Raw genomic sequence first — 22,335 nt, forward strand, 5'->3', positions numbered from 1 at the left:
GACAAATATAGTCCAGGAAACTTTAAAAACATAAAAAGTTTCCAAAGTTTTACAATTTGTTAACAAACGACATGGATTTAGCCATTTCCCTCATTGGTGACGATTGGAAACTGAAGCGTTCCACCTGTGTCTTCTTTTTTGGAAGGGGTAATGTTCAGGCTCCAAAAGAAGGCCTTGTTTAAAAAGTGATATCTTTTTTTAGCCCTGATTTCCTTCTCCATCTTGATTCTGTTTAATCCTTTCAACATAGTTTTTATAGGCCTGTTCACCTTCTTCTTTCCAAAACTCATCGTAATGGGCCCATTCAGAAAAATCCCTTCGCATTGTTTTACATCGATTTTCAAAAAACTTCTTTTTATGGGATTTCTTTGTTTTATCATGACCTCCACCGCCACCTCCAAATCCAAAGATTATTTTGGATAATAGAAGAATACCTATGGCTTGCCAGTAGCCCACCTTTGGTAATCCAAATAATTCGGGCATCAACCAATTCCATAAGTGCATTACGATATATCCAAAGAGGAAGGCGACCGCTATTCCCAAGAGTGTAAAGAAGAAGATCTTCACTCCTTTTTTTACCGATTTCTTCACAGTATTTTCCACCTGTTTTTCAATGTTTTTAGTCGTTTCCATAATTCATTGTTTTTATTTTTTTTCAGTTTTTAATTTTTTCAATAGAAGGGACATTGCCCTGTGTCTTCTAGACATCAATGTACCCGGTGATATACCTGTTTGGTTTGCGATTTCCTTATAGGTATAGCCTTCGAAGTCTACAGCGATTATTATATCCCTGTAGTCTGCTTTTAAAGATGAAATAGCTTCTTTCAGTTTTTCTTTAAGTTGGTCTCGGATATGCTTCTTGAAAATCATCATGGAACATTGTTGCGAATTCCGTCCATAACACTTCCAAGGTTTCCTCCTCATCGATTCTTTCCTTTTTGGTACGCATGATATCAATGATCCTATTCCTTATGGCATTGTAAACAAACCCCCCAATATTTTGAATGGGCAATGCATCCAAGGGCCTAGAGAAAATCCGAAGTGCCACATCCTGTATAATATCCTCGGCATCACTTTCGGCCGTATGCTTTATTTTGGAGCGCACATATCCCTTAAGAGAACTATACTCCTCTTCAAAGAACTCGGTTAGGTTGTTATTCTGTTGTTTTTTTGAAACCACTCGTGGTTTTTCTTTTGGTCTTCACTTATAGAGACGATGATTTTAGAAAGTATTGCATTTTTTTCAACTTTCTTTTTAAATGGACGTGAAAGTTCCGGTTTTGTAACAATAGACCCAGTGGAAATTTAGAGTTAGGAGGTAATGTTTATGAAATCTATACCAACAATTTTAGTCAGTAACTGGAGCAAAAGCACATTATTTATTTTTAAGTGACGGTGGGGGGGATTGACGGAAATAATGGATTCGTTTAGCGCAACCTAGGGACAATTTTGTATCTATTTGCTAAAAAATGCAATGAAGAATCTAATAACCCACCTTTCAATACTTATGTTGTTGGTGATTTCATGTGATAAAGATAGTGAGCGTGAAAACCAACAGGCCTATCAGGGATGCGATGAGTCCAACTTAGTACGGGAATCTAAAGAGTTGAATGAATTATTGATCGGTAATTGGAGATTGACCGATGCCGCTTGCGGAAACTGCGCTCCTAATACAAGCTTTGACTGGGTGAAAGAAAAAACCATAGTTGCATCATTTGCGAAAGAGGGGACTTTTTCGGTTGTCGAAGATGGCATCGAAGTCGACCGAGGTTTATGGCGAATAAAAGAAACTAATGATTGGACAATTATTGAGATTGAAGGAGAATCCTATATATATTTTTCAAGTTTAACTGAATCAGCCATAATTTGTGATGGCTGGTTGGTCTCAGATGGGATCCCAGCTGATGGATTAGGGTATTTTTACAGAAAGTTGGATTAAAGCGGGTTTTTCCTTTTAGCTAGGATGTACCAAGCCATTAAAGCTACAATCGTTATAAAAATTGCAACATACCATTTGAAACTACTTTGCTCGGTTTCAGTTATGGTTAGTGATTGATTCACATTTTGATTTAGGAGTATTTGTCGATTACCCCCTGTCCAATCTACTATAATGGAATCTACTTTTGTGCTATTTCCCAATCCGAAATGACTTATAACGGAATTACGGGATAGATGACTGGACCCTCCTCCGTCTATTTCCCTAATCAATTTTTTGCCATTTGCAATCACAGTTACTCTAGAACCTATACCTGAAGTTTCGGAGGACATCCCTTTTAATGCTACCTTTAACCAATTGCCATTTGAAATATCATTTCTGAACAATTTTGTAGCCGATTCTATGGGATAATCTAAAATGGGGATTTGGTTCACTACCAATAAATCTTGATCTCCATCATTATCCATATCAAAAAGTACAGAGCCCCTTCCAATGCCATAATCATTCACCTCAAGTTCCCGTCCGCGCTCAACGAACTTATTTTCCTGGTTCTCAAAGTAGAAGTTTCCCATGGGGGTACAATTAGGGTTCAAGTCACCATTGGATACGAAAAGGTCCAAATCCATATCGTGATCAAAATCCGCGAAATTGGCACCCCAGCTTATTGCCGGATTATAGGTCCCAATTCCTTTGCCCTATCTACAAAGGGCTTTCCCTTACCTTGGTTTTCCATTAACCAATTGAATTTGATATTGGTGACATAATAGTCCATCCAACCATCCCCATTATAATCCCCAACAGCAGATCCCATGGCGTTTATGGTTAAATCCATTCCGGTTTCTGCACTGGCATCACGGAAGGATTGCCAAGGGTACTCATTTTCATATAGAAAATTGGGTACTGCCTTATATCCAAAATCTTGATTGACCAGTAGGTCTTGGTCTTGATCATTATCAAAATCTGTAAATACACCACCAAATCCAAATCCTTTATGACCTAGGCCATAAGACTCGTAAACATCCTCAAATTTTTCTCCATTTTTGTTTAGCAGTAGGTAACTTTTAGCCGTTTGATTGGCACTTACAATAGTTGCATCCTTTATAATACCTAGTTTTCCCTTGAATTCTTGAAAATAGTTGCCTATGAAAACATCTCGGAAAGCCATCCGCATTGATATCCCCAAAACTAACACCGGTGCTAAAGGAATTGAGGTCTTCCAAACCATAGTCTTTGGTAGCATCCCTAAAAGTTGAATCCCCATTATTTATAAAAAGAAGATTTTCCGCTCTTGGGATTTTATTGGAACCATCTGTGGTGGTAATAGTGGTTATAAAAAGGTCTCTAAACCCGTCCCGATTCACATCCGCACTGGCAGCCCCTTGTGTAACATATAGATTGGATTTTCCCAAACCAGATGATGCGTATATATCCTTAAATTTTCCATTTCCTAGGTTCAGGTACAATGCATCTGAATTCATACCACCTGTTATAAAGACGTCTTCGTAACCATCGTTGTTGAAGTCAAACACTGTGGCGCCCCCACCAAAGGTACCTTCGTACACTTTATATTTGTGGTCAATACCGGCGGAATCGGTCACATCCTTAAAAACGTTTTGCCCCTTAGTGTTGGCATAAGGAAAGACAAAGATGCATAGTATGAGAATTCGAAGTATCAATACAAAGTGTATTCTTAATTTTTCCATTTTAGATTGTTCACATTGGTTGCAATTTCTGCACCTTTGGCAAGTCCAACTTCATTGTCAATAGGAGTGTGTATGCCCCCATAAAAACGCGAATCTGCCGTTTCTTGGGCAGCTTCCCGAAAGAGTCAAAGCTCCGAATGGTAAAATCAGTATCCCTCACCTTATCCCTTTCCCTTCCTTCATGGGCCCTATCCGTAAATTTGAAATTTGTCCCATAATTGTTTTCTAGGGCCGTGGCAGCCGCCGCCGCCTGTATGGCATGCCCGGAGAGGGGAATGCAGGAAAAGGAGGGTCCCGCCAAAAGGACTCCCACTCCTCATCTATATATTTAGGGACGAACGTATTGGGTCTTTCTGTAAAGAAGGCATATTTCCACTTCCAACATTCAATAAACGCATCCGCCACCGAAATACCTGTTTGTGCATAGGCTTTTGCCACTGTGATCAAATCGGCCCCGCTGGATTCCGCAGCTAGTGTAGCAATGTAATAGGAATGACCTGGAGGGGTAAAAGAAACATCCGGGTCATCTCCCCACCGGATGGCTGATTCTTTTTCCGCCCTGGTAAGTTCGCGTTCCTTTTTATAAACGGCCTCAAACTGCTTGTAATAAGGAGAGCCAGGGACTGTGTCATATGGTAAAAATTCAGGGTCCTCAACTTCTGCATTTACCGCTACAAAAGTTCTATTTTCTCCCCAATGCGGATGTAAGGGATGATGGCTGAATGATTGTGCAAAGAGAGGAGGCTTCCATGAACCAGGAAAATCCGGATGTATAATTTCTTTATCGAAATTATGCAGATAACCTCGGTGTCCACCATCTGTCTTGGACCATTCAAAGATAGCTTGGGCTACCTCCTTTCCAAAAGAGATGGAATTGGTAACCATATCCTCCTTTAGGTTTTTGGAATATTGTTCATAAATTCGGCGCTCCGGAGAATCAATTTTTAGGACATTTTCCTCCGAAGTTTGTATATAAATATCCCTTAATATGGATGCTTGAGCAGCATTTAGGGAAAGTACCCAATCGTATTGCTTTTCGGTATCTGGTTTGGGTAAACTATCCAATTCGTTTAGTTGTCCTTCTAGACTATGATAATCCTCGTATCCGTGAACAACACTTTCATACATTGTAAGACCAATGTAACCAAAGGCTCGTGAGGCAAAAGTTGGTGAGTTGGATGGTGTATGTTGGGTTATGAACAAGGTTAATTTTGCCCAGGCTATCGCTACTTCATTTGGTTTAATTGGTGCCGGTTTCGGTTGATTTTCGCACCCTATAATGGCAAAAAAAGTAATTCCCACCAGTAAGATTATTAGATGCCTGTAGTATCTTTTTCGAAACATGGTTAATTCACTAGTTTATAGGTCTCCAATGGTTTTCCATAGGCTTGGATCAAAAGATTGTCATTCATAAGTACACCGTTTACTTGACTACCCCTAATGTCCAGGCCGGACTGGTTTTGAGAGATATACTTAAACCCACCCTGAGTATCTTGAAGAAGTAAGGTTCCGTAATTAGCATCAAATTTTCCAATTCTTAACTTATAATAATCATCATTTCCTAGTAATAGGAAATCCTTTCTACCATTTTGGTCAAAATCATGGATCAAGATTTTTGAGATAGGTGAAAACTGGGCCTGAATAGGTAACTGTGACTTCTCGAATTGCCCAGTACTAGTATTTATAAAGAGCGAATTTTCCGTAAAATTTACGTTTAATTTATGTGCACTTGACACTACTTCTTCTGAAAATATATCTGTGAGCTTAGCCCCTGAATAGTCTTCGTAGCTGGTATATTTTTGTTTTAAGTAGGCAAGTTGCCCTAAAAGCTCATCTCTCGGTAAGATATGGGTAACTGGTTTCACCTACATAAAAATTTAGAATAGGATCAATGGCACCGTTTTTGTCAAAATCATCATATACAAGGGTCGCAGGATGTTTCTCATCTATTTTGAATTGGATATTGGTTCCTAAATTACCAGCGACAATATCTAAACGGCCATCATCATTAATATCTTGAATTTCAATGGTAGTCCATAAACCCTTATATTCTTTATTGAAGTATGATGAGGTTTCGTTCTTAAAGTTTCCGTTATGGTTTATGAAAATACTTATGGGCATCCATTCTCCAACAACAAAGAGATCAAGGGCACCATCTCCATTTATATCCGCGAACTTAGCATCTGTTACCAAGCCTGGAATTTTTAAAATCTCATTGTTAGCGTTATCCCCAATTTGGAATTTTCCATTTCCATCATTTACTAATATATAATTTGGCGAAGTCTCGGGGTATCTCCCTGGAATAATACCTCCTCCAACGAAAATATCCGGATGGGAATCATTATTGATATCACCTATAGCAATGGTACTAGTATTTTCTAATAGTTGGGGGAGAGCCTGATTATCCTTTTTAAATCCTCCCATTCCATCACCAAGGTAAATTCTATCTTGAAAATGTATGTCATTTGGATTGAAGTTGTGATATCCGCCGCTGGCAATGTAAATATCCAAATTGCCATCCTTGTCAAAATCCGAGACGGAAATGTCGGTGTCTAGACTTTGAGTGTCCAATGAAAAATCGGGAATCTTTTTCCCTATCATATTCCCATTTTTTTGTTGTAGGAATAACGAAGTTTGCTGTCCCACGCCACCACCTATTATAAGGTCTTCCAAACCATCATTGTTAAAATCTCCCATCTCCATGGCCGGACTTCTATGTGATAGTTGCTTGGGAAGCAAAGATTGTCTTTTAAAGTCGTTTATGTTTGAGGCTTTGTTGGAGTAATCAACCAAGCTTGAGGTTTTCTGAAAAAATTGACGGTTTTTCTTTTGGATGTTTTTTGAATTTCGGCATCCGCCTCATTTAAAAGGATTGTTGAATTGCCCTTTACATCATATTGGGTTTCAACTTTACCGGAATTCCAACGTACAATTAAGGAGTCGATAGTAGTCGAATCGCCAATCCCAAAATGCAGTACTTGGGATACTGTTGAAAGATAACCACGGTTGGGTATTTGTTCAAGAACCTGCACAAGGCCATTAGAATAAACGCTAACTTTTGAACCGATACCTTGAGTGTTTTTATCTTCCCCTTTCAACTTTACTCGCAGAAAGGTGTTTTCTGTTTTTTCAGAAATATTTTCATAAACAAAGGCGGTTTTATTGATGTTGTTGACTATCAATTCTAAATCACCATCATTGTCCAAATCGGCATAGGATGCCCCATTACTATTCGAAGGATGAAGAATACCCGCGTTCTTGGTATTATTGGTAAAGGAAATTCCATTATTATTGGAAAAATAATAATTGGTAAGGTCTGATGAAGGCATTTGCTCAATTAGCTCCAAAACATCTTGTCTTTTTAAACGCCCCTTGGATTGTACAAAATCTTCCATATAATTTATAAAATCCAAATTGGTATAGTCTCTGTAATAACCGTTTGTAATAAAAAGATCTTTGAAACCATCATTATTAAAATCGGCCAATAAAGGGGCCCAGCTCCAATCCGTATTGGAAGTGCCGGATAATTGTCCTACCTCGCTAAAGCTATTGTTGCCATTATTGAGTTGCAGCATATTGCGCATATATTGATGGTGGAATCCACTTCGGAGATTTAGATCAAACTTTTCGTAATTATCAGGGGAAAGCAGCAATTTTTGCCTTCTATTGTCCTCCGGTAACATATCCAGGGTATATATGTCCTGTAAGCCATCATTATTAACATCTGCAATATTGTTACCCATGGAAAAATGGCTTGTATGTCCCATTTGTTTCCCGAGCTCATCAGAAAATGTACCGTCCTTATTATTTATATAGAGATAATCCGGAATGGTGTAATCGTTCGAAACATAAAAATCCAACCAACCATCATCATTTATGTCACTTATACCAATACCTAGTCCATAACTAAGTCCAGATCCATTTACTCCACTGGTAAGTGTAACATCTTTAAATATTCCGTTATCCTGTCTATAAACCCTTAATCCTTGTAAAGGGTCATCTTTTTTCAAAATTTCCTTAGTGAGGGACTCATTAAGCACAGGTAGGGATTTAGGACTGTGATTCAATAACAACATGTCCAAATCACCATCTTTGTCGTAATCCGAGAAAATAACCTTGGTTGCTATATGCGGGACTATCAAGGCCAAAAGCGTTTGCTTCTTCTTTAAAGACTGGAATGTTATCCTCGTTATTTCCTTGATTGATAAAAAGTTGATTTTTTCTTTTCTCATCAGGTAGGGCACCTGAGTAGCATAGGTAAAGATCAAGCCTGCCATCACCGTTCACATCTGCCGCGCTGATTCCTGTTTTCCAAGATCCGGGTCTACCTTCTACGTTTGAAATTTGCGAGACTTCCTTAAAGGTTAAATCGCCTTGGTTGAGATAAAATTTATTGTCCCCCATGTTTGAAGTAAAATAAATATCTTCCAAACCATCATCATTAAAGTCACCTACCGCAACGCCACCACCATTATAGAGATACTCATAGACAAGTACATTGGCATTGAGTCCTTCTTTTAGGGTATTTTGAAAATGAATATTCGTACGATCCTCAGGTAGCAGATTGAAGAGAGAAGTTTCCACCGTTAAGACCTCTCTAGATTCATCCGCGTTGGTTTTTTGTTCCTCTGATGGGTTACAACCCAATAAAGAAACAAAAAGCAAAAAAAATGGTACAATTTTCTTTTGAAGCATACCCCTAAAATAAAAAAATCTATCCCCCTAAAGGGATAGATTTTTATCGGATTTCAGTATTATTAATATCCAGGATTCTGAATAAGTAAATTGTTACGGTTTATCTCATTCCTGCTAATGGGCATAAAGTACATTTTGTCGTCCCAAGACCTGGTTTCATTGTCATTATTATCAACAACATTATATGTATAATCATATACTGCTGGGTCATATCGATATGGCACGTGTGGTGTGGCACCAGCTTTTAAAGTGGCGGTAGCCTTCATCACTTTAATGCCCCTACCTAAAGTTTCCTCAGCGATCATCCATCTTCTCGGCATCATGATAACGATGTTCTTCATAGGCCAATTCAATTCGTCTCTCATTGATATAGGCATCCAGCAAGTCACTTCCGAAACGGTTAAAGCGGGCATTCCAGCCCTGTAACGGATTTTATTCAGCCAATTTAAGGCTTCACCTTCATCCCCAGTAGCTATGGAAGCTTCCACATAATTCAATACAATCTCGGTATATCTAATAAATGGCCAAGGTACAACTTGAGCACTGGATTGGTTATCTACAACGGCTGGATCCGGGTCGATAAACTTCCTTACATAATAACCGAGACCTACTTCCGTTCCAGTTTTCAATTGGGGAATCCCTTGTATCAACACCTGCAATAATGCCTCCACTACCATCTGCATATGAACCTGATTGAATTTGGTCATAAGGGTCAATTCCTGCAACATCACTTGGTCTTGGCTTCCAATCAGCACCATCATAGAGAATAGTTGCCTTTAATCTTGGGTCCCTATTGGTATAGGGAGCTGCAGCATGTTCTCGGATTGTTCCAATCAAAGTCAGAACCATCCATCATTTGATAGTCGTCCACTAATTGCTGTATAGGTGTATTACCTGCCCAGTTATGATATCCGTTTGGATCGTTGTTAATACCTTGATGTATTCCACCCAACGGCCAGTTACTTTCGACCGTGAACAAAGGTGTGTGCGTTCTTTCAAAAAGTAATTCTGAACGAGCGGCAGGGTCACCAATTGCCGAACCTCCTCCCATACTGATAGATATATGATTTTGAACAGCTTCCTCTTCGGAAACAGGTGCGTTCAAATCCAATTTATATCCCATAGTCTCATCCAACACTGCTTTTGCAGCATCTTTAGCAGCGTTCCATCGAGACATTCTATCACCTGAAGTATAGGCAACTAATTCTAGGTTAGGATAACTTGATAATACGGAAGATTTTGCACTTGCGGTTGGGCCATCGCGCAAATCACTGGCTGCATACAATAGAACTCGCGACTTGAGCCCCATGGCACTTAATTTAGAAGCCCTACCGGGAGTGTATTCCTTTCCATCCAATAGGGTAATGGCCTTGTCCAAATCACTTGTGACAAAATCTACGTTTTCGGCATAAGTGCTTCGTGCAATGGAGTAATCCTCGTTTAAACCGTATGGTCTATCTATTAATGGCGCCCCTCCATAATATCTCATCAATTGATGGTAGTAATAGGCTCTAAGAAAATGGGATTCCCCCAAAAGCCTGTCTCTAAGGCCGTCATCCTCAAAGGTAGAATTTGGTAGCTCCTGAATGGCGATATTTGCTTGCCTAATAGCCAAATACAATTCATCCCATTGTGGAACGATACGATCATTCCCAGTTCCTGCAGGTGATAAAGATCCCTCAGTAATTACGTTGATGCCCCTACCAGAGTGGGTAAACATAGCTTCATCAGTTAATGATGCCAATCCTTCTTCTTCAAAACCACCATACCCCAAAAAGGAATACACGTTGAAAACAAAGGCTTGCGATAAAGCACCATCAGACCATGTGGCATCCGCAGAAATAGAATCCAGCGGCTGCGTTTCCAAAAAATCCTCATTACAGGACATCGGCAGTAAACTGGCCGCAAGCCCTAAAAGGATTAGAATTCTTCTTTTTTTCATAACTAATTTTTAAAATGTTAAACTAAAACCAGTATTAATAATAGTTTGTTGAGGGTAAAACTGACCACTTGAGGTAGTAGATTCAGGATCGTAAATGTCCTGTTTTGCCCAAGTCGCCAAATTTAAGCCACTCATGTATACCCTGAATCCCGTAAGCCCAAACTGACCTATGAATTTTTCAGGGAAATTATATCCTAAGGATACGTTTTTTAATCTAATATAATCTTTACTAAACAAATAGTAGGTATTATTACCATAATCCCCTCCGAATAATAGGTGTCTCCCCTACTGGCAAGTCTTGGATGTACACTACTAGGATTATCCGGGCTCCACCTATTGTCAAAACTATATTTCAAGAAGTTACCAATATCACCAGATTCAGTTTGTATTGGCAGCTTGGCTCCCGTAGCTCCTTGAAATAATATGGAAAGGTCAAAGTTTTTATAGCTCGCATTTAGAGTGGCTCCAAAATTGAAGGTAGGAATTAAGTTATTATCTATTCTAACTTGATCCAAGTCATTGATAATCCCATCATTATTCACATCTTTGAATTTCATGTCACCTGGCTCCAATTGTGGTTTAACGGCACTGTAGTCCAATGTATTGCTGGCTATAGCAGCCTCATCCCTGAATACACCGTCATATTGATAAACCAAATAGGCCCCAATAGGTTTTCCTTCCTGTAACTGATATTCAGGAGCACCTGGGATTTCATCAAGAAAGACCACGGTATTTTTAGCAAAACCACCATTGATACCTGCATCCCATTTTAGTCCGTCCGGATCTCCGCCATAATAATTCAATGCAAATTCGAATCCTTCATTATCAACTTTACCGGCATTTACCGGAGGCAATAAGTCTGCGATTCCTGAAGAACCTGGAGTTGAACCAGTCTGTTGAATCAAGATTTGATCTCGTTTGTTCAAGAAATACTCGAATGTAAAACTAAGATTGCCATCCAATATGATACCATCCAAACCTAAGTTAAAGTTATTGGCTCGTTCCCAAGTGAAACTCGGGTTGGCCAAAAGAGGCTCAGTAAGTGTAGTTTGAACAACTCCGTCGATAGGGTATTGACCAAAATCATAAATGGATAAATAAGCATATTCCTGTAAAGCTTGGTTAAAGAATACTTGGTCATTACCCATTTGACCGTAAGAGGCCCTTAGTTTTAAATAATCGATTCCTTTCACATTGAACCAATCTTCATTATTGATATTCCAACCGGCCAAGAAACCTGGGAAAAATCCAAAACGATCATTACCTGGGAATATATAGGAACCGTCATATCTCCAAATAAACTCCGCTAGATATTTTTCCTTAAAATTGTATTGGGCACGGCCATAATATCCTAGTCTCGTTCTATTGTATCCAAAACCATCTGTTTCCTGGCCAACTTCGCCTCCAACTCCTAATTGATCCACTGCAGCAGACAAGAAGTTTCGCCTGAATGCGGAAAGGAATTCTCCTTGAAAATTTTCTCGAGTTACACCCGCCAATACATTGATGGTGTGATCATTCCCAAAGGTTTTATCATAATTCAACAAAGCGGTTAAGTTTGTGTTGATTACATTTAAAGATGACTGAGTTAATCTTGGATCAGTAAAATTAGACCTTACCGCTGCGTTAAGAACGGGTTCACCTGTGGAAATATATCTCTCTCGGTCTAAAAAGTAAAGTTCCCAAGGAGTTTGCCAAAGTTTTCTCCTCTGTTGACTTTGGTCAACACCTGCCAACAAGGTCAAGGTTAATCCCTCGACCCAAGGGTTTTTTATGTCCACAGAACCTGTAAACTGCAAATAGTCCGTAGGCTGTTTGTCATAACCTGTGGCATTGGTAGTTACAACTACTGGTTGTTGCCCGTTTTCAATATCGGGGCCGGGAAGGCCATTTGGCCATACCGCAGCTTCATTGGGCCTACCACGCATTAGCATTCTAAAAATGGCACCAGCACCCTCAGTTGGAAATGTCCGATATTCCTTTCTGTAGGTAAAACCTAATTTTGTTGAGAAATAGTCGTTGATTTTTGCGTCGGTATTAATTCTAAAATTATATTGTTGATACCTGTTGGCTGAATTCTTGTAGATTGCCCCTTGATCTGCATATCCCAATGAGGAATAATATTTAATATTTTCACTTCCACCGCTTATGGAAAGGTTGTGCCTTTGTTGTTCTGCCCAATCTTGAAAAGTAGCTCCGAACCAATCCGAATCTGGATATAGCCATGGGTCATTTCCTGCTCTATGTCCATTAACAGTTTCCGGGCTAAAAGCGGCATTTACGGTTTCACCACTTCCAGGAATGGTATAGCTACCTGCGTTTTGAAATGCCGTATTGGCAGCACCCCACTCACTAACCGGAATGTTACTGTTATAGATGGCCAACTCGTTCATTATGGTTAGATATTCCACCGCATTGGACATTTCAGGTACCTTGGTAGGTCTTGTGATGCCAAAATCCCCCTTATAAGTAATTACAGGTTTCCCGGCATTACCTTGTTTTGTGGTAACTATAATGGCTCCATTGGCCGCTCTTGCCCCATATATTGCCGCGGAAGCATCCTTAAGAACTGAAATATTTGCAATATCATCAGGATTCAACCTTCCTATTCCACCATCTCTATCGGGAATACCATCTATAACGATTAAAGGTTGATTATTACCTAAGGTGTTGGTTCCACGAATGCTGATGTTTGACTGGTCATTACCTGGTTCACCACTGGTTTGAATGATAACAACCCCTGGTAATCTACCAGCTAATGAGTTGGAAACACTAATTGCGGGTGAGCTTTCCAATACGGGTCTTGAACTGCGGTCACCGCACCTGTTACGGTCGCCTTTTTCCGGGTACCATAACCTACTACAACTACCTCTTCAAGATTAGCTACATCCTCTTCAAGAGAAACATTCAGTGTAGTTTGGTTGTTAAGAGGAACAACTACGGTCTTAAAGCCAATGTAGCTAAACCTCAAACTAGTATTTCCGTCATCCAAGGTAATGGAGTAATTTCCATCAAAATCTGCCTGAACCCCTCTTGTAGGATTGTTGGCATCGATAATGGAGACGCCAGGCAATGGCATTCCATCCGCTGCGGAGGTTACCGTACCGGAAACCGTGGTTTGGGCTGTCATAACCGTACTGGATGCTGTACAAATAATCATGATAATCGCTAAGTAACCTATTGGTTTTCTGAGACAATAGGCTACGTAATTTAAAAATATTCTCATACGTGTGAAATTAGGTTGTAGGGCGAATTTATCAAAAATTTATGTTAATCATAAAATTCCTACCTTTTTTTTCGTGTTATTTTCACACAAGACTTCGTTATTTTGTCATATTCCTAATGATCGAGAGATTCAGTGTTTTGTGAACTGCATAGGAAATGGATAGCCAGCATGGCTATACTTTGAAATTATTCTTTGGATTGTCCTATTTTTGAAAAAAAAGTGCATGCAATCCATTGATGTTTACAGATCAGAATTTGTTTCCTATATGGAATCCAAATTTGTCCTACAAGAGCCTGTCAACCTATATGAGCCCATCAATTATATTTTAAGATTAGGAGGAAAGCGTTTGAGGCCTGTACTGGCTTTGTTGACCACCGAGATTTTCGATGGAAACTATAAGGAAGCCCTTGATGCTGCATTGGCTATAGAAGTCTTTCATAACTTTTCTTTGGTGCATGATGATATCATGGATGCTGCTCCGGTACGAAGGGGCCAGGCGACCGTTCATGAAAAATGGGATACCAATACTGGAATTTTGTCCGGAGATGCCATGTTAATCTGTGCCTACCAACTTTTTGAAAATTACGAGCCCACCACTTTTAGGAATTTGGCCAAGTTGTTCAGTAAAACGGCTTTACAGGTATGTGAAGGGCAACAGTACGACGTGGATTTTGAATCCAGGGAAGACGTTACTCTCCCGGAGTATTTGAAAATGATTGAATTCAAGACGGCCGTTCCGGTGGCGGCTGCTATGAAAATGGGTGGCATTGTAGCCAATACAAGTTCCGAGAATCAAGAGCTTATTTATAATTTCGGATTGAACCTTGGCATCGCTTTTCAGCTTCAGGATGACTATCTGGACGTATTTGGTGATCCCAAGACTTTTGGGAAGCAAGTAGGAGGGGATATCATTGAGAACAAGAAAACTATCCTTTTTATAAAGGCCATTGAGTCTGGTTCAGCAACATATAAAAAGGAACTACTGGATTTATATTCCATTCAACCAAAGGAACCGGCCGATAAGATTGAGGCCGTTAAGGCCATCTTTATGGAAAGCGGAGCGGCCGCATCTACCCAAAACGCTATCGAATCCTTTACTCAAAAAGCTTTTTTAATTTTGAACGAGTTAGACATTAGTGAAGAAAAGAAAGGGGTACTTCGGTTATTTGGAGAGAATTTAATGAAACGTACCGTCTAAAAGAGTCTTCTAAAAAAAGCTTTGATAAAGGGCCATTTGGGGCAGCCTAGGATATAATAAATATCTTCCCATAGGTTTGTTTCTTCATCCAGGAATTTAAAAATCAATTGTGGTTTTCTGTTGCGGAACAAGTTGGTAAATATTGCATGACCTTTTTGGTTCGTCCTATAAAGCACATCTAAAAAAAGAAGGTCATAAAACCAAAATCGCTTTTCTTGCTTTAGGTTTTGTTTTTTGCCTTTTGCCTTTAAATTAGAGATCAATAGGGGAATTTTTTTTGAGGTACTCAAAAAGGTGTATCCAGTACTAGGTTTGGCCCATCCTCCCGCCGTTCCAATATGGGTTATTAGCTCCGTGTTATTTTTGGTGAAGTCAAAACTGGTCATTGGAATACTTCCTTGTTCCCGATCCAGGATTTCATACGTTTCACAATGTAATCGGTTATGGATGTAGTCCTTAATGGCTTCCTCATATTCGGTTTTTGATAATAGAGTCCTCTGAAAAAAGAGTGTATTCCACCAAGGCTGTATCTTTTTGAAAAGGAAGGACATACATAAAACGGGTATTGTCTTTCTGTGGAATGGAGAAATCCATGTAGGTGGCCTGATCCACTTCAAAAACGGGCTTTGGTGTTTTAATAATCCAACCTATGAAGTGTTGTTGAATTACAGGATATGGGCCATCCGCCTCAATCATATCATAGTTGAACCGACTATCAAAAACCTTTTTACAGATATATTGGTTTCCGTCCGTATGGACGACAACAGTTCCCATAGATTCTTCAATTTCCTTGACGGCCTCCTGTTGAAAAAGGATGTTGGAATAGTCCTTGAATTTTTCAAAATAGTGCTCATAAAAATCTATACCCCGTATCATTTTATAGGTATACGGTGCTATAGCATAGCTTTCGGAAAAATCCTTCCCCTTAAAGGCAATATGGTTCCATGTTTTGTATAGGAGGTTGTCAAATTGACCCTTTCCTTTTTCCCGTAAGCACCATGTTCTATCGTTGTTCTTTTTGGCGTCCTTATCGAGAATAAGGATATTTTTTTGATAAAAAAACGAGTCTTTGCCCAAAGCATCGGCCAATAATAGTCCGGCAGCACCCGCCCCTATGATGATGTAATCGTAGTCCAATTTGGCCATAGCCAAAAATAGGGATTTACCTAATGACCTTCTTAAATTCCAAAAGGTATTAATTGAGCCTATAGCGTAAACCTAAAAATCCTCGTATTCCTTGATTGGATCCATACACATAGGAAGGGTCAAAAGTCAGTGCATTTGGATTATTAGGAGTAGCGGTGGGATTGCCATTGGCATCAAACACTACTTCTCTGTCAAAGGGGTCGTTGGCTCGGCTATGATAAAAGGATTGCCTCGATTTGGTGTCCAATCCAATAAGTTTTTAATACCTCCATAAATTTCAAAACCTGTTAGTCCCTTGTAAGTGAACTGGATATTACGGATGCTCCAAAGCGGGGAGTAATCGCTTCTAGGGTCGGAATCCCCTAAGGTGGGCAATCGCATAGGGCCATATAGATTTCCGGTATAATCTACCATTAAATCTATACTTTGAAAGGTGTATCCCAAATTCCAGGTGCCCGTGTAGCTTTCGGTAAGTATTTGTCGTGTCTTGATTCCATTTTCAGTCTGACTCACATCCTGTAATGTGGCACCCAATAGAAATTTGAATCCATTTTGGAATACTATATCCAAATTGGCGCTTATGCCTTTAGATTCTGAGAAGCCATCTAAATTATCGTAGATTATCTGATTGGGGTTGGTATCATAATCTGGTAAAATGGCATTGCTGAACCGAGTGTAAAAGAGAGATGCATCTATGCTGGCAAAAGTACCGTTGGAGCCATACATTTTTTTAAGGTAATTAAGATTCACATTAAATGAACGCTCCGGTTCCAATGCCTCAGTGACAATGACCTCCCTAGCACCGGTTAAGGCGGCATGTTCTTCTGTAAATAGGTTTACCACTCTAAAACCTGTTCCTGCGTTTAAGCGAAGGATGTCATTTTCCGCTACCTTAAATCGATAGGCTGTTCGGGTGTATAAATAGCCCCATGTCTTCTGTCATAATCGTACCTAAGGCCTAACAACAAGGAGTGTTTACGGGCCAGGACGATTTCATCCTGGAGAAATACACTGGGAATCCATACTTCGTCCGCTAGATTGGTGGCAGGGGTATTATCGTTGTAATAATTATATCTAAGCGATGTACCCAACAACAGATCATGAACCCCCAATTTCTTATCCCAGGTCAACTGGGAAAATCCGATGCGTTGGTCGGCCAAATACGGGGTATCACCATATACCGAATTTTGACTGTGATCATTATATGAAAAGGAAAACAGCAGTTTTTCCTTGAGCGGAAGTTGGTATTTTCCCAAGATTTCCCATCGACTGGTGTAAATGCTTTCACCATATATCTCGTCTCCGCCACGGTATTCGGGGTCCATTGCAATTCTCCGCCCCATCGGTCCTCATAAAAATAGCGTCCCGCCAAGGAGAATATCCGGTTTTCATTACGCTGAAAGCTCCACTTTTGAAAGACCGATACACGATCCTGTAGGGTTAAATCCGTAAAATTATCCCCGTTGTTGTCTACTAATTGATCAAAATTGAAGTAGTTGATGCCCAATAGGACATTGGATTTTTGCCCAACATCTATTTTGGCACCAAGATCTAAATTGTATTCTCCCCAACCTGTCAAAAAGGCGTCGGCAGCAAAATCGGGAGCCTCCAGATTATTCTTGGTGATAATATTGATCAAACCTCCAACGGCCTCGCTCCCGTACAAACTGGAAGCTGGCCCTTTTACGATTTCCACCTGTTCAATGAGAGAATTTGGAATACTCGATAATCCATAAACTGTTCCCAAACCGCTCACGATAGGCATCCCATCAATAAGTACCAATGTATAGGGTCCTTCTAGGCCATTGATGTGAATATCCCCAGTATTGCAGACGTTACAGTTGATTTGGGGCCGTACGCCATTTACGTTTTGTAAGGCCTCAAAAATACTGGCAGTGGGATTTTTTTAAGGAATGTGGGGCTATACACCTCAACCGGTACGGGGCTTTCGGAGCGACTGACCGCTTTAAGGGTCCCGGTAACGACCATTTCGTCCAAGCTTTCCGTAGTAGCTTCCAAATCAATATTCAGAACCAGTTTCCGGTTTTCCTCTAGGGTAATCCTTTGTGTGTAAGGGGTATACCCCATTACTGATGCGATAAGTGTATAGAATCCAGGTGCTATCTCCTTCATGGAATACGAACCCAATTCATCAGATGAGGTACCCATTGGGGTATTTTTAAGATAAATGTTTACAAAAGGTAGTGTCTGATTCTCCGAGGTAACTGTTCCGGATATGCTTGCATACTGCCCCATGGCCCTAATGGCACTGAGAACGAACAGGAGTATAAATAGGATTCTAAAAAGCATTATCTAAAATTATATTTTAATTTTACTAAAATTTAATTTAGACAAAACTAAATATTTGTTTTTAGATATAAAAATGTAATTTAGCTTTACATAAAAATGATATGACGCTCTCTGAAGAAGATTATATAAAGACCATTTACCATTTAAGTAGTGGACAAGAGGAATCTATATCCACAAATGCCATTGCGGATCAAATGGCAACCAAACCCTCCTCCGTAACGGATATGGTGAAGAAACTGTCCGAAAAGAATATGGTAAACTACAAGAAGTACAAGGGAGTATCCTTAACCGAAAAAGGTAGGCTTACTGCGCTTTCCATAGTTCGAAAGCACCGATTATGGGAGGTTTTCTTGGTGGATAAATTGGATTTTGCTTGGGATGAGGTTCATGAGGTCGCTGAGCAACTGGAGCACATTAAAAGCGATAAGCTCATCGATAAATTGGATACTTATCTAGGAAATCCAAGGGTGAATCCACATGGAGATCCCATTCCATCGAAGGAGGGAGTCTTTAAAAAATCGGTCAAAAAATTAATAAGTGAACTTCCTGTTGGTTCCAAAGGTGTTTGCGTTGGGGTCAATGATTCTTCCGTAGCATTTTTAAAGTTTTTGGACAAAAACAAAATCTCTTTGGGGGATAGTCTAAGAATAATAGAACGTGAGGATTTTGATGGTTCGGTGAGCATTGTCATCAATGACAGGGAAATGAGAATATCCGATCAAATTGCTTCCAACCTGTTTTTAGAAATTTTAGAAAATAAATAATCATAGTATGGATTCGGTAATAACTTATTTTGAATCAATAAATCCTGTTTTAGCAGCTTTATATGCTACCCTTTTTACTTGGGGACTTACGGCAGCGGGAGCGGCACTGGTGTTTTTCTTTAAAACCATGAATAGGGCCGTTTTGGATGGTATGTTAGGTTTTACGGGTGGAGTAATGGTCGCCGCCAGTTTTTGGAGTTTGCTGGCCCCAGGGATTGAAATGAGCCCCGGAGAGGGTTTTGTTAAGGTGATTCCCGCCGCTGTGGGCTTTTTGTTGGGAGCAGGTTTTATTTTTGGGCTGGATAAAATTCTTCCTCACTTACATATTAATTTTAAGGAAAGCGAGGCAGAAGGTGTCAATACTCCTTGGCACAGAACTACCTTGTTGACTCCGGCCATTACCTTACACAACATTCCGGAAGGACTTGCGGTAGGTGTGCTATTTGGTGGTGTTGCCGCTGGTTTTGATGGAGCTTCCATTGGGGGAGCGGTGGCCTTGGCCCTGGGCATTGGCTTACAAAATTTCCCGGAGGGTTTTGCTGTAGCCATGCCCTTAAGAAGGCATGGTCTTAGTAGAAAAAAGAGCTTTTTATTTGGACAGGCCTCAGCCATTGTGGAACCCATCGCAGGGGTTACGGGTGCGTGGGCCGTACTCACATTTCAACCCATTCTACCTTATGCCCTTTCTTTTGCCGCAGGGGCAATGATTTTTGTGGTAGTGGAAGAAGTAATTCCGGAAACACAACAGGACAAATACACAGATATTGCTACCATGGGCTTTATAGGGGGCTTTATTATTATGATGACTTTGGACGTTGGTTTGGGGTAGGGACAATTTCCAAGGAGAAGCTCAAATAATTTTTCCGGGAATCCGTAGTTATACTTATTGAATATATATCCGTTCCGTCCAAAAAGGATGGAAATTAATGAATGATGCTAACGGAATAAAAAATAGATGGTTTCTAAAAAGAGGCACTGGTTTTGGAATTTATTGTTGGTCATAACTGTAATAGTTTGTGTCTCGGTATTGACCATGCATTATAGAAACTGGATTAAAACCGCTCCAGATCATATCCAATTAGTGTCGGGTTTTTACATAGAGAAGGTGTCTTACTCGGATTTGGACAGTGTTGTGCTTGTGGAAAGAATTCCTCCTATGATTCGATTGAATGGTTTCTCCGCACTCGAAAAGGAAAAGGGGATTTTTCAGGAATTCAAGGATTCCCTAACTGATAAAAAAATCTATGTTTTTGTGGACAACATCTCCCAACCTAAAATTAAGCTTGTCTACAATGATTCTATAAAACTGTACTTTAATCTCAAAGATTCCATGGAGACCGTTGTCATGTTCAATGGGTTACAGGAGAAATTAACGAAGGGAATGGTACCCAACTAAAACTATTGCTTTGTAAATTGCAGTTGTTTTTAACTTTTCACTGACTTTTATGGTTTTACTTTCCCAAGTTATAGGGGCACTTTTTGGCTTGTTAGGGATTATCTTGGGAGCTTTCGGGGCCCACAGATTAAAAAAGTCCTTTACCCAAGACCAAATGAACAGTTTTGAGACGGGCGTCAAATATCAAATGTACCATGCTTTGGTACTATTGATGATAGGGTTTAATTTCAATTTGGAAACTAAGTTAGAGCACTATATGGTGTTCAGTTTTATTTTGGGCACATTGCTTTTTTCCTTTAGCATTTATGGTTTATGTGTAAGCGCATCAAAAGGGAAGAAACTGAAATTTTTAGGTCCAGTTACTCCCCTCGGAGGACTTTTGTTGGTTGTTGGTTGGAGTTTATTATTTTATAACCTGATCAGAAACCTTTTTTAATATCTAAGGTACATATTGCCATTAATGGTGTTCAATTTCAATTTGTTGGTACCATTGGCCGTTTTGCCCGATATTTTAGATCCCACATGTCTGTCGGCATATTCAAACTTCAATTTTTCATCGGCATAGATATCCCCATGAATGGTTTCCGCTACTAAGCTTACATCGGTCATTTTAAGGTCTATTTCCCCATTAATGGTGCTGAGGTCCAAGTTTCCGGTAAATTTTGTAATGTCAATATTTCCATTGATTAGTTCTGCCGTAAAGTCTCCTTCAATAATGTCCGATCGCATATCCCCGTTTATACTACTCACCTTAAACCTAGCATTTTTGGGTACATACACCGTATAATTGAATTCATATTCATTCTCACCAGAAAAGTAATATTTTTTCTTGCCGTATTTCTTTTCGTAGTCCTCCCACATTTTTTTGAATACGGATTCTGAATTGGAGGTGACCTTGATTTTATTGGCATTGTTCTCGATGTCCAATTTAAAAAGATCTAAATATTGTTCATCCTTCATCTGTATATCGGCCTTAATATATACTGATGACTTTTCCCATGTTTTAATATTGATGTCCGAAGCAAATTTCATTTCAATATCTATGTATTGATTTGTATAGGATATATTTTCTTCAATTGTTTTTTGCGCGGATAGGCTAAGGCTGATTAGGCCAAAGATTAGGATACTTACTAATTTTTTCATAACTGTTCGTTTTTTAATGATTGTTTTATTGGCACCGCCAAAGGGTATCGTACCCTAAGTGATTGCCTCTGAATTTTAATTTTTTGGCCAACGAATGGCCGTTATTTTATTTCTCGATTGGTTTACTTTTTTCTTAAATAGATATTTCCGTTGGTAGAATTAAGCTTTAAAGTAGCTCCTCCTCCATTGATGGCTCCTTTAATATTTTTGCTGGATATGGATTTAAGTCCGTCCTTGTCAGGTCTTGAAATATCGAAATTGGAGTATATGTCCCCGTTCCAGGTGCTCAGTTCAAGGTTTGCCTTGGCGGTCGCTGGTATGGTAACATCAATTTCACCATTGGTGGTGCTTAAAACGATGGGCGCATTCGGCCTAACATCGTCAAACGTAATCTGAATTCCATGGTTTAAAGAGTAAGCCGTAACAGGACCCGATAGATTTTCCAATACCAATTGCCCATTGAGGTTAGAGTTGGCCTCTACTTCCCCCGAAAAGCCCGAGACGGTAATTAGCCCTCCCCAAGAGTTGGTAACGGCAATGTTCGGGATTTGGGCAAGTAGATTTCCGCTTCTTGGTTTTTGCGAATATTCTCCACGATTAAATTGTTGCCTGCTTGGGCCACATTGAATCCAATATTGGTATTGTCCGTACCTGAAGCTCCTAAAAGTTTAAGGCCTTGGGCTTTTTCTCGCTTAGGTTTTGGATCACTTATCTTAATAAGCATTTCATTCTTGTCATGGGTCTTGACCATGATATTGGATTTTGTTTCAATCTTTACCCAATCGATTCCGCTTAAGGGTTTACTAAATTCTGATTGAGCCTGTAGGCCCCATGAGAGAAAGCCTATTAATAGAAATAATGTGAATTTTTTCATGA

General features: G+C 39.7%; 25 protein-coding genes and 2 pseudogenes. 6 read left to right on the plus strand and 21 right to left on the minus strand.

Translation table 11 applies throughout. The annotated features are described in order from the left end of the window. Nucleotides 1-77: 77 nt before the first annotated feature. Genes NYZ99_RS00570 through NYZ99_RS00585 form a run of 4 tightly spaced genes read right to left on the minus strand, consistent with a single transcriptional unit; the run spans nucleotide 78 to nucleotide 1,180 of the window. Nucleotides 78-221 (minus strand): hypothetical protein, encoded by a 144-nt coding sequence (locus NYZ99_RS00570; protein WP_260573018.1) that lies wholly within the window; start codon nucleotides 219-221, stop codon nucleotides 78-80. Continuing rightward, complete coding sequence (locus tag NYZ99_RS00575) at nucleotides 199-633, minus strand: hypothetical protein (protein ID WP_260573019.1); 435 nt, start codon at nucleotides 631-633, stop codon at nucleotides 199-201. The genes NYZ99_RS00570 and NYZ99_RS00575 overlap by 23 nt, the downstream gene beginning before the upstream one ends. A 12-nt stretch (nucleotides 634-645) precedes the next feature. After that, a complete protein-coding gene (locus NYZ99_RS00580) occupies nucleotides 646-873 on the minus strand; it encodes an RNA polymerase sigma factor (protein WP_260573020.1) in 228 nt (75 codons plus the stop codon). Continuing rightward, complete coding sequence (locus NYZ99_RS00585; RefSeq protein WP_260573021.1) at nucleotides 836-1,180, minus strand: RNA polymerase sigma factor; 345 nt, start codon at nucleotides 1,178-1,180, stop codon at nucleotides 836-838. The genes NYZ99_RS00580 and NYZ99_RS00585 overlap by 38 nt, the downstream gene beginning before the upstream one ends. Nucleotides 1,181-1,474: 294 nt before the next feature. Between NYZ99_RS00585 and NYZ99_RS00590 the strand changes: the two genes are divergently transcribed. Next, nucleotides 1,475-1,939, plus strand: coding sequence for a hypothetical protein (locus NYZ99_RS00590; protein ID WP_260573022.1), 465 nt, complete (start codon nucleotides 1,475-1,477; stop codon nucleotides 1,937-1,939). Here the strand turns inward: NYZ99_RS00590 and NYZ99_RS00595 are convergent. The 12 genes from NYZ99_RS00595 to NYZ99_RS00655 form a co-directional block, all read right to left on the minus strand. Beyond that, nucleotides 1,936-2,562, minus strand: a complete 627-nt coding sequence (locus NYZ99_RS00595; protein ID WP_338039202.1) for an ASPIC/UnbV domain-containing protein — start codon at nucleotides 2,560-2,562, stop codon at nucleotides 1,936-1,938. The genes NYZ99_RS00590 and NYZ99_RS00595 overlap by 4 nt on opposite strands. Nucleotides 2,563-2,597: 35 nt before the next feature. Beyond that, nucleotides 2,598-3,101, minus strand: coding sequence for an FG-GAP repeat domain-containing protein (locus NYZ99_RS00600; protein ID WP_260573023.1), 504 nt, complete (start codon nucleotides 3,099-3,101; stop codon nucleotides 2,598-2,600). Then, the gene (locus tag NYZ99_RS00605; protein ID WP_260573024.1) at nucleotides 2,998-3,498 is read right to left on the minus strand and encodes an FG-GAP repeat domain-containing protein; all 501 of its coding nucleotides are present in this window, start codon (nucleotides 3,496-3,498) and stop codon (nucleotides 2,998-3,000) included. The genes NYZ99_RS00600 and NYZ99_RS00605 overlap by 104 nt, the downstream gene beginning before the upstream one ends. 366 nt (nucleotides 3,499-3,864) lie before the next feature. Further along, entirely contained in the window at nucleotides 3,865-4,941 is a 1,077-nt protein-coding gene (locus tag NYZ99_RS00610) for a phosphatase PAP2 family protein (RefSeq protein WP_260573025.1), read from the minus strand. A 44-nt stretch (nucleotides 4,942-4,985) separates the two neighbouring features. Continuing rightward, complete coding sequence (locus NYZ99_RS00615) at nucleotides 4,986-5,504, minus strand: hypothetical protein (protein WP_260573026.1); 519 nt, start codon at nucleotides 5,502-5,504, stop codon at nucleotides 4,986-4,988. After that, a complete protein-coding gene (locus NYZ99_RS00620; protein WP_260573027.1) occupies nucleotides 5,470-6,378 on the minus strand; it encodes an FG-GAP repeat domain-containing protein in 909 nt (302 codons plus the stop codon). Before NYZ99_RS00620 ends, NYZ99_RS00615 begins: the two co-directional genes overlap by 35 nt. Before the next feature lie 20 nt (nucleotides 6,379-6,398). Continuing rightward, a complete protein-coding gene (locus NYZ99_RS00625; protein ID WP_260573028.1) occupies nucleotides 6,399-7,787 on the minus strand; it encodes a CRTAC1 family protein in 1,389 nt (462 codons plus the stop codon). Then, entirely contained in the window at nucleotides 7,723-8,334 is a 612-nt protein-coding gene (locus tag NYZ99_RS00630) for an FG-GAP repeat domain-containing protein (RefSeq protein WP_260573029.1), read from the minus strand. The genes NYZ99_RS00625 and NYZ99_RS00630 overlap by 65 nt, the downstream gene beginning before the upstream one ends. 62 nt (nucleotides 8,335-8,396) lie before the next feature. Continuing rightward, nucleotides 8,397-9,095: a RagB/SusD family nutrient uptake outer membrane protein gene (locus NYZ99_RS00640; RefSeq protein WP_420845155.1), complete on the minus strand. Its 699-nt coding sequence runs from the start codon at nucleotides 9,093-9,095 to the stop codon at nucleotides 8,397-8,399. Nucleotides 9,096-9,124: 29 nt separating this feature from the next. Beyond that, on the minus strand, nucleotides 9,125-10,276 hold the full coding sequence (locus NYZ99_RS00645) for a RagB/SusD family nutrient uptake outer membrane protein (protein WP_260573030.1): 1,152 nt from the start codon (nucleotides 10,274-10,276) through the stop codon (nucleotides 9,125-9,127). Nucleotides 10,277-10,485: 209 nt separating this feature from the next. Continuing rightward, complete coding sequence (locus tag NYZ99_RS00650) at nucleotides 10,486-13,071, minus strand: SusC/RagA family TonB-linked outer membrane protein (RefSeq protein WP_260573031.1); 2,586 nt, start codon at nucleotides 13,069-13,071, stop codon at nucleotides 10,486-10,488. Then, nucleotides 13,032-13,502, minus strand: a complete 471-nt coding sequence (locus NYZ99_RS00655) for a carboxypeptidase-like regulatory domain-containing protein (RefSeq protein WP_260573032.1) — start codon at nucleotides 13,500-13,502, stop codon at nucleotides 13,032-13,034. Before NYZ99_RS00655 ends, NYZ99_RS00650 begins: the two co-directional genes overlap by 40 nt. Before the next feature lie 223 nt (nucleotides 13,503-13,725). Here NYZ99_RS00655 and NYZ99_RS00660 point away from each other — a divergent pair, with 223 nt between their 5' ends. Further along, nucleotides 13,726-14,700 (plus strand): polyprenyl synthetase family protein, encoded by a 975-nt coding sequence (locus NYZ99_RS00660; protein WP_260573033.1) that lies wholly within the window; start codon nucleotides 13,726-13,728, stop codon nucleotides 14,698-14,700. On the opposite strand, the pseudogene NYZ99_RS22630 reads toward NYZ99_RS00660, so the two are convergent. Next, a pseudogene (locus tag NYZ99_RS22630) lies at nucleotides 14,697-15,846 on the minus strand (lycopene cyclase family protein). The gene NYZ99_RS00660 and the pseudogene NYZ99_RS22630 sit on opposite strands and share 4 nt — an antisense overlap. A 49-nt stretch (nucleotides 15,847-15,895) precedes the next feature. Beyond that, nucleotides 15,896-18,156 (minus strand): annotated as a pseudogene (locus NYZ99_RS00675) (TonB-dependent receptor). 101 nt (nucleotides 18,157-18,257) lie between these two features. Here NYZ99_RS00675 and NYZ99_RS00680 point away from each other — a divergent pair. From NYZ99_RS00680 to NYZ99_RS00695, 4 genes are all read left to right on the plus strand, one after another. Continuing rightward, complete coding sequence (locus NYZ99_RS00680) at nucleotides 18,258-18,920, plus strand: metal-dependent transcriptional regulator (RefSeq protein ID WP_260573037.1); 663 nt, start codon at nucleotides 18,258-18,260, stop codon at nucleotides 18,918-18,920. A gap of 7 nt (nucleotides 18,921-18,927) precedes the next feature. Continuing rightward, nucleotides 18,928-19,749: a ZIP family metal transporter gene (locus NYZ99_RS00685; protein WP_260573038.1), complete on the plus strand. Its 822-nt coding sequence runs from the start codon at nucleotides 18,928-18,930 to the stop codon at nucleotides 19,747-19,749. 126 nt (nucleotides 19,750-19,875) lie between these two features. Beyond that, complete coding sequence (locus tag NYZ99_RS00690; RefSeq protein WP_260573039.1) at nucleotides 19,876-20,316, plus strand: hypothetical protein; 441 nt, start codon at nucleotides 19,876-19,878, stop codon at nucleotides 20,314-20,316. 49 nt (nucleotides 20,317-20,365) lie between these two features. Next, a complete protein-coding gene (locus tag NYZ99_RS00695; RefSeq protein ID WP_260573040.1) occupies nucleotides 20,366-20,752 on the plus strand; it encodes a DUF423 domain-containing protein in 387 nt (128 codons plus the stop codon). Here the strand turns inward: NYZ99_RS00695 and NYZ99_RS00700 are convergent. The 3 genes from NYZ99_RS00700 to NYZ99_RS00710 form a co-directional block, all read right to left on the minus strand. After that, entirely contained in the window at nucleotides 20,749-21,459 is a 711-nt protein-coding gene (locus NYZ99_RS00700; RefSeq protein ID WP_260573041.1) for a DUF4097 family beta strand repeat-containing protein, read from the minus strand. The two genes, NYZ99_RS00695 and NYZ99_RS00700, sit on opposite strands and share 4 nt — an antisense overlap. A gap of 122 nt (nucleotides 21,460-21,581) precedes the next feature. After that, nucleotides 21,582-21,905 (minus strand): DUF4097 domain-containing protein, encoded by a 324-nt coding sequence (locus NYZ99_RS00705; RefSeq protein WP_260573042.1) that lies wholly within the window; start codon nucleotides 21,903-21,905, stop codon nucleotides 21,582-21,584. Between the two features lie 62 nt (nucleotides 21,906-21,967). Beyond that, a complete protein-coding gene (locus tag NYZ99_RS00710) occupies nucleotides 21,968-22,333 on the minus strand; it encodes a hypothetical protein (RefSeq protein ID WP_260573043.1) in 366 nt (121 codons plus the stop codon). Between the last annotated feature and the right edge of the window lie 2 nt (nucleotides 22,334-22,335).

The sequence above is a fragment of the Maribacter litopenaei genome (assembly GCF_025244665.1).
Taxonomy (GTDB): Bacteria; Bacteroidota; Bacteroidia; order Flavobacteriales; family Flavobacteriaceae; genus Maribacter; species Maribacter litopenaei.

What these genes read in the sequence shown, in the direction of transcription:
- NYZ99_RS00640 (WP_420845155.1), bottom strand. Translation starts at nt 9,095, where the DNA reads ATGATGGTGCTGATTGGAAGCCAAGACCAAGTGATGTTGCAGGAATTG.
- NYZ99_RS00630 (WP_260573029.1), bottom strand. Translation starts at nt 8,334, where the DNA reads ATGCTTCAAAAGAAAATTGTACCATTTTTTTTGCTTTTTGTTTCTTTA.
- NYZ99_RS00695 (WP_260573040.1), top strand. Translation starts at nt 20,366, where the DNA reads ATGGTTTTACTTTCCCAAGTTATAGGGGCACTTTTTGGCTTGTTAGGG.
- NYZ99_RS00690 (WP_260573039.1), top strand. Translation starts at nt 19,876, where the DNA reads ATGGTTTCTAAAAAGAGGCACTGGTTTTGGAATTTATTGTTGGTCATA.
- NYZ99_RS00600 (WP_260573023.1), bottom strand. Translation starts at nt 3,101, where the DNA reads ATGGCTTTCCGAGATGTTTTCATAGGCAACTATTTTCAAGAATTCAAG.
- NYZ99_RS00680 (WP_260573037.1), top strand. Translation starts at nt 18,258, where the DNA reads ATGACGCTCTCTGAAGAAGATTATATAAAGACCATTTACCATTTAAGT.
- NYZ99_RS00590 (WP_260573022.1), top strand. Translation starts at nt 1,475, where the DNA reads ATGAAGAATCTAATAACCCACCTTTCAATACTTATGTTGTTGGTGATT.
- NYZ99_RS00660 (WP_260573033.1), top strand. Translation starts at nt 13,726, where the DNA reads ATGCAATCCATTGATGTTTACAGATCAGAATTTGTTTCCTATATGGAA.
- NYZ99_RS00595 (WP_338039202.1), bottom strand. Translation starts at nt 2,562, where the DNA reads ATGGATTTGGACCTTTTCGTATCCAATGGTGACTTGAACCCTAATTGT.
- NYZ99_RS00575 (WP_260573019.1), bottom strand. Translation starts at nt 633, where the DNA reads ATGGAAACGACTAAAAACATTGAAAAACAGGTGGAAAATACTGTGAAG.
- NYZ99_RS00570 (WP_260573018.1), bottom strand. Translation starts at nt 221, where the DNA reads ATGGAGAAGGAAATCAGGGCTAAAAAAAGATATCACTTTTTAAACAAG.
- NYZ99_RS00655 (WP_260573032.1), bottom strand. Translation starts at nt 13,502, where the DNA reads ATGAGAATATTTTTAAATTACGTAGCCTATTGTCTCAGAAAACCAATA.
- NYZ99_RS00580 (WP_260573020.1), bottom strand. Translation starts at nt 873, where the DNA reads ATGATGATTTTCAAGAAGCATATCCGAGACCAACTTAAAGAAAAACTG.
- NYZ99_RS00710 (WP_260573043.1), bottom strand. Translation starts at nt 22,333, where the DNA reads ATGAAAAAATTCACATTATTTCTATTAATAGGCTTTCTCTCATGGGGC.
- NYZ99_RS00685 (WP_260573038.1), top strand. Translation starts at nt 18,928, where the DNA reads ATGGATTCGGTAATAACTTATTTTGAATCAATAAATCCTGTTTTAGCA.
- NYZ99_RS00700 (WP_260573041.1), bottom strand. Translation starts at nt 21,459, where the DNA reads ATGAAAAAATTAGTAAGTATCCTAATCTTTGGCCTAATCAGCCTTAGC.
- NYZ99_RS00645 (WP_260573030.1), bottom strand. Translation starts at nt 10,276, where the DNA reads ATGAAAAAAAGAAGAATTCTAATCCTTTTAGGGCTTGCGGCCAGTTTA.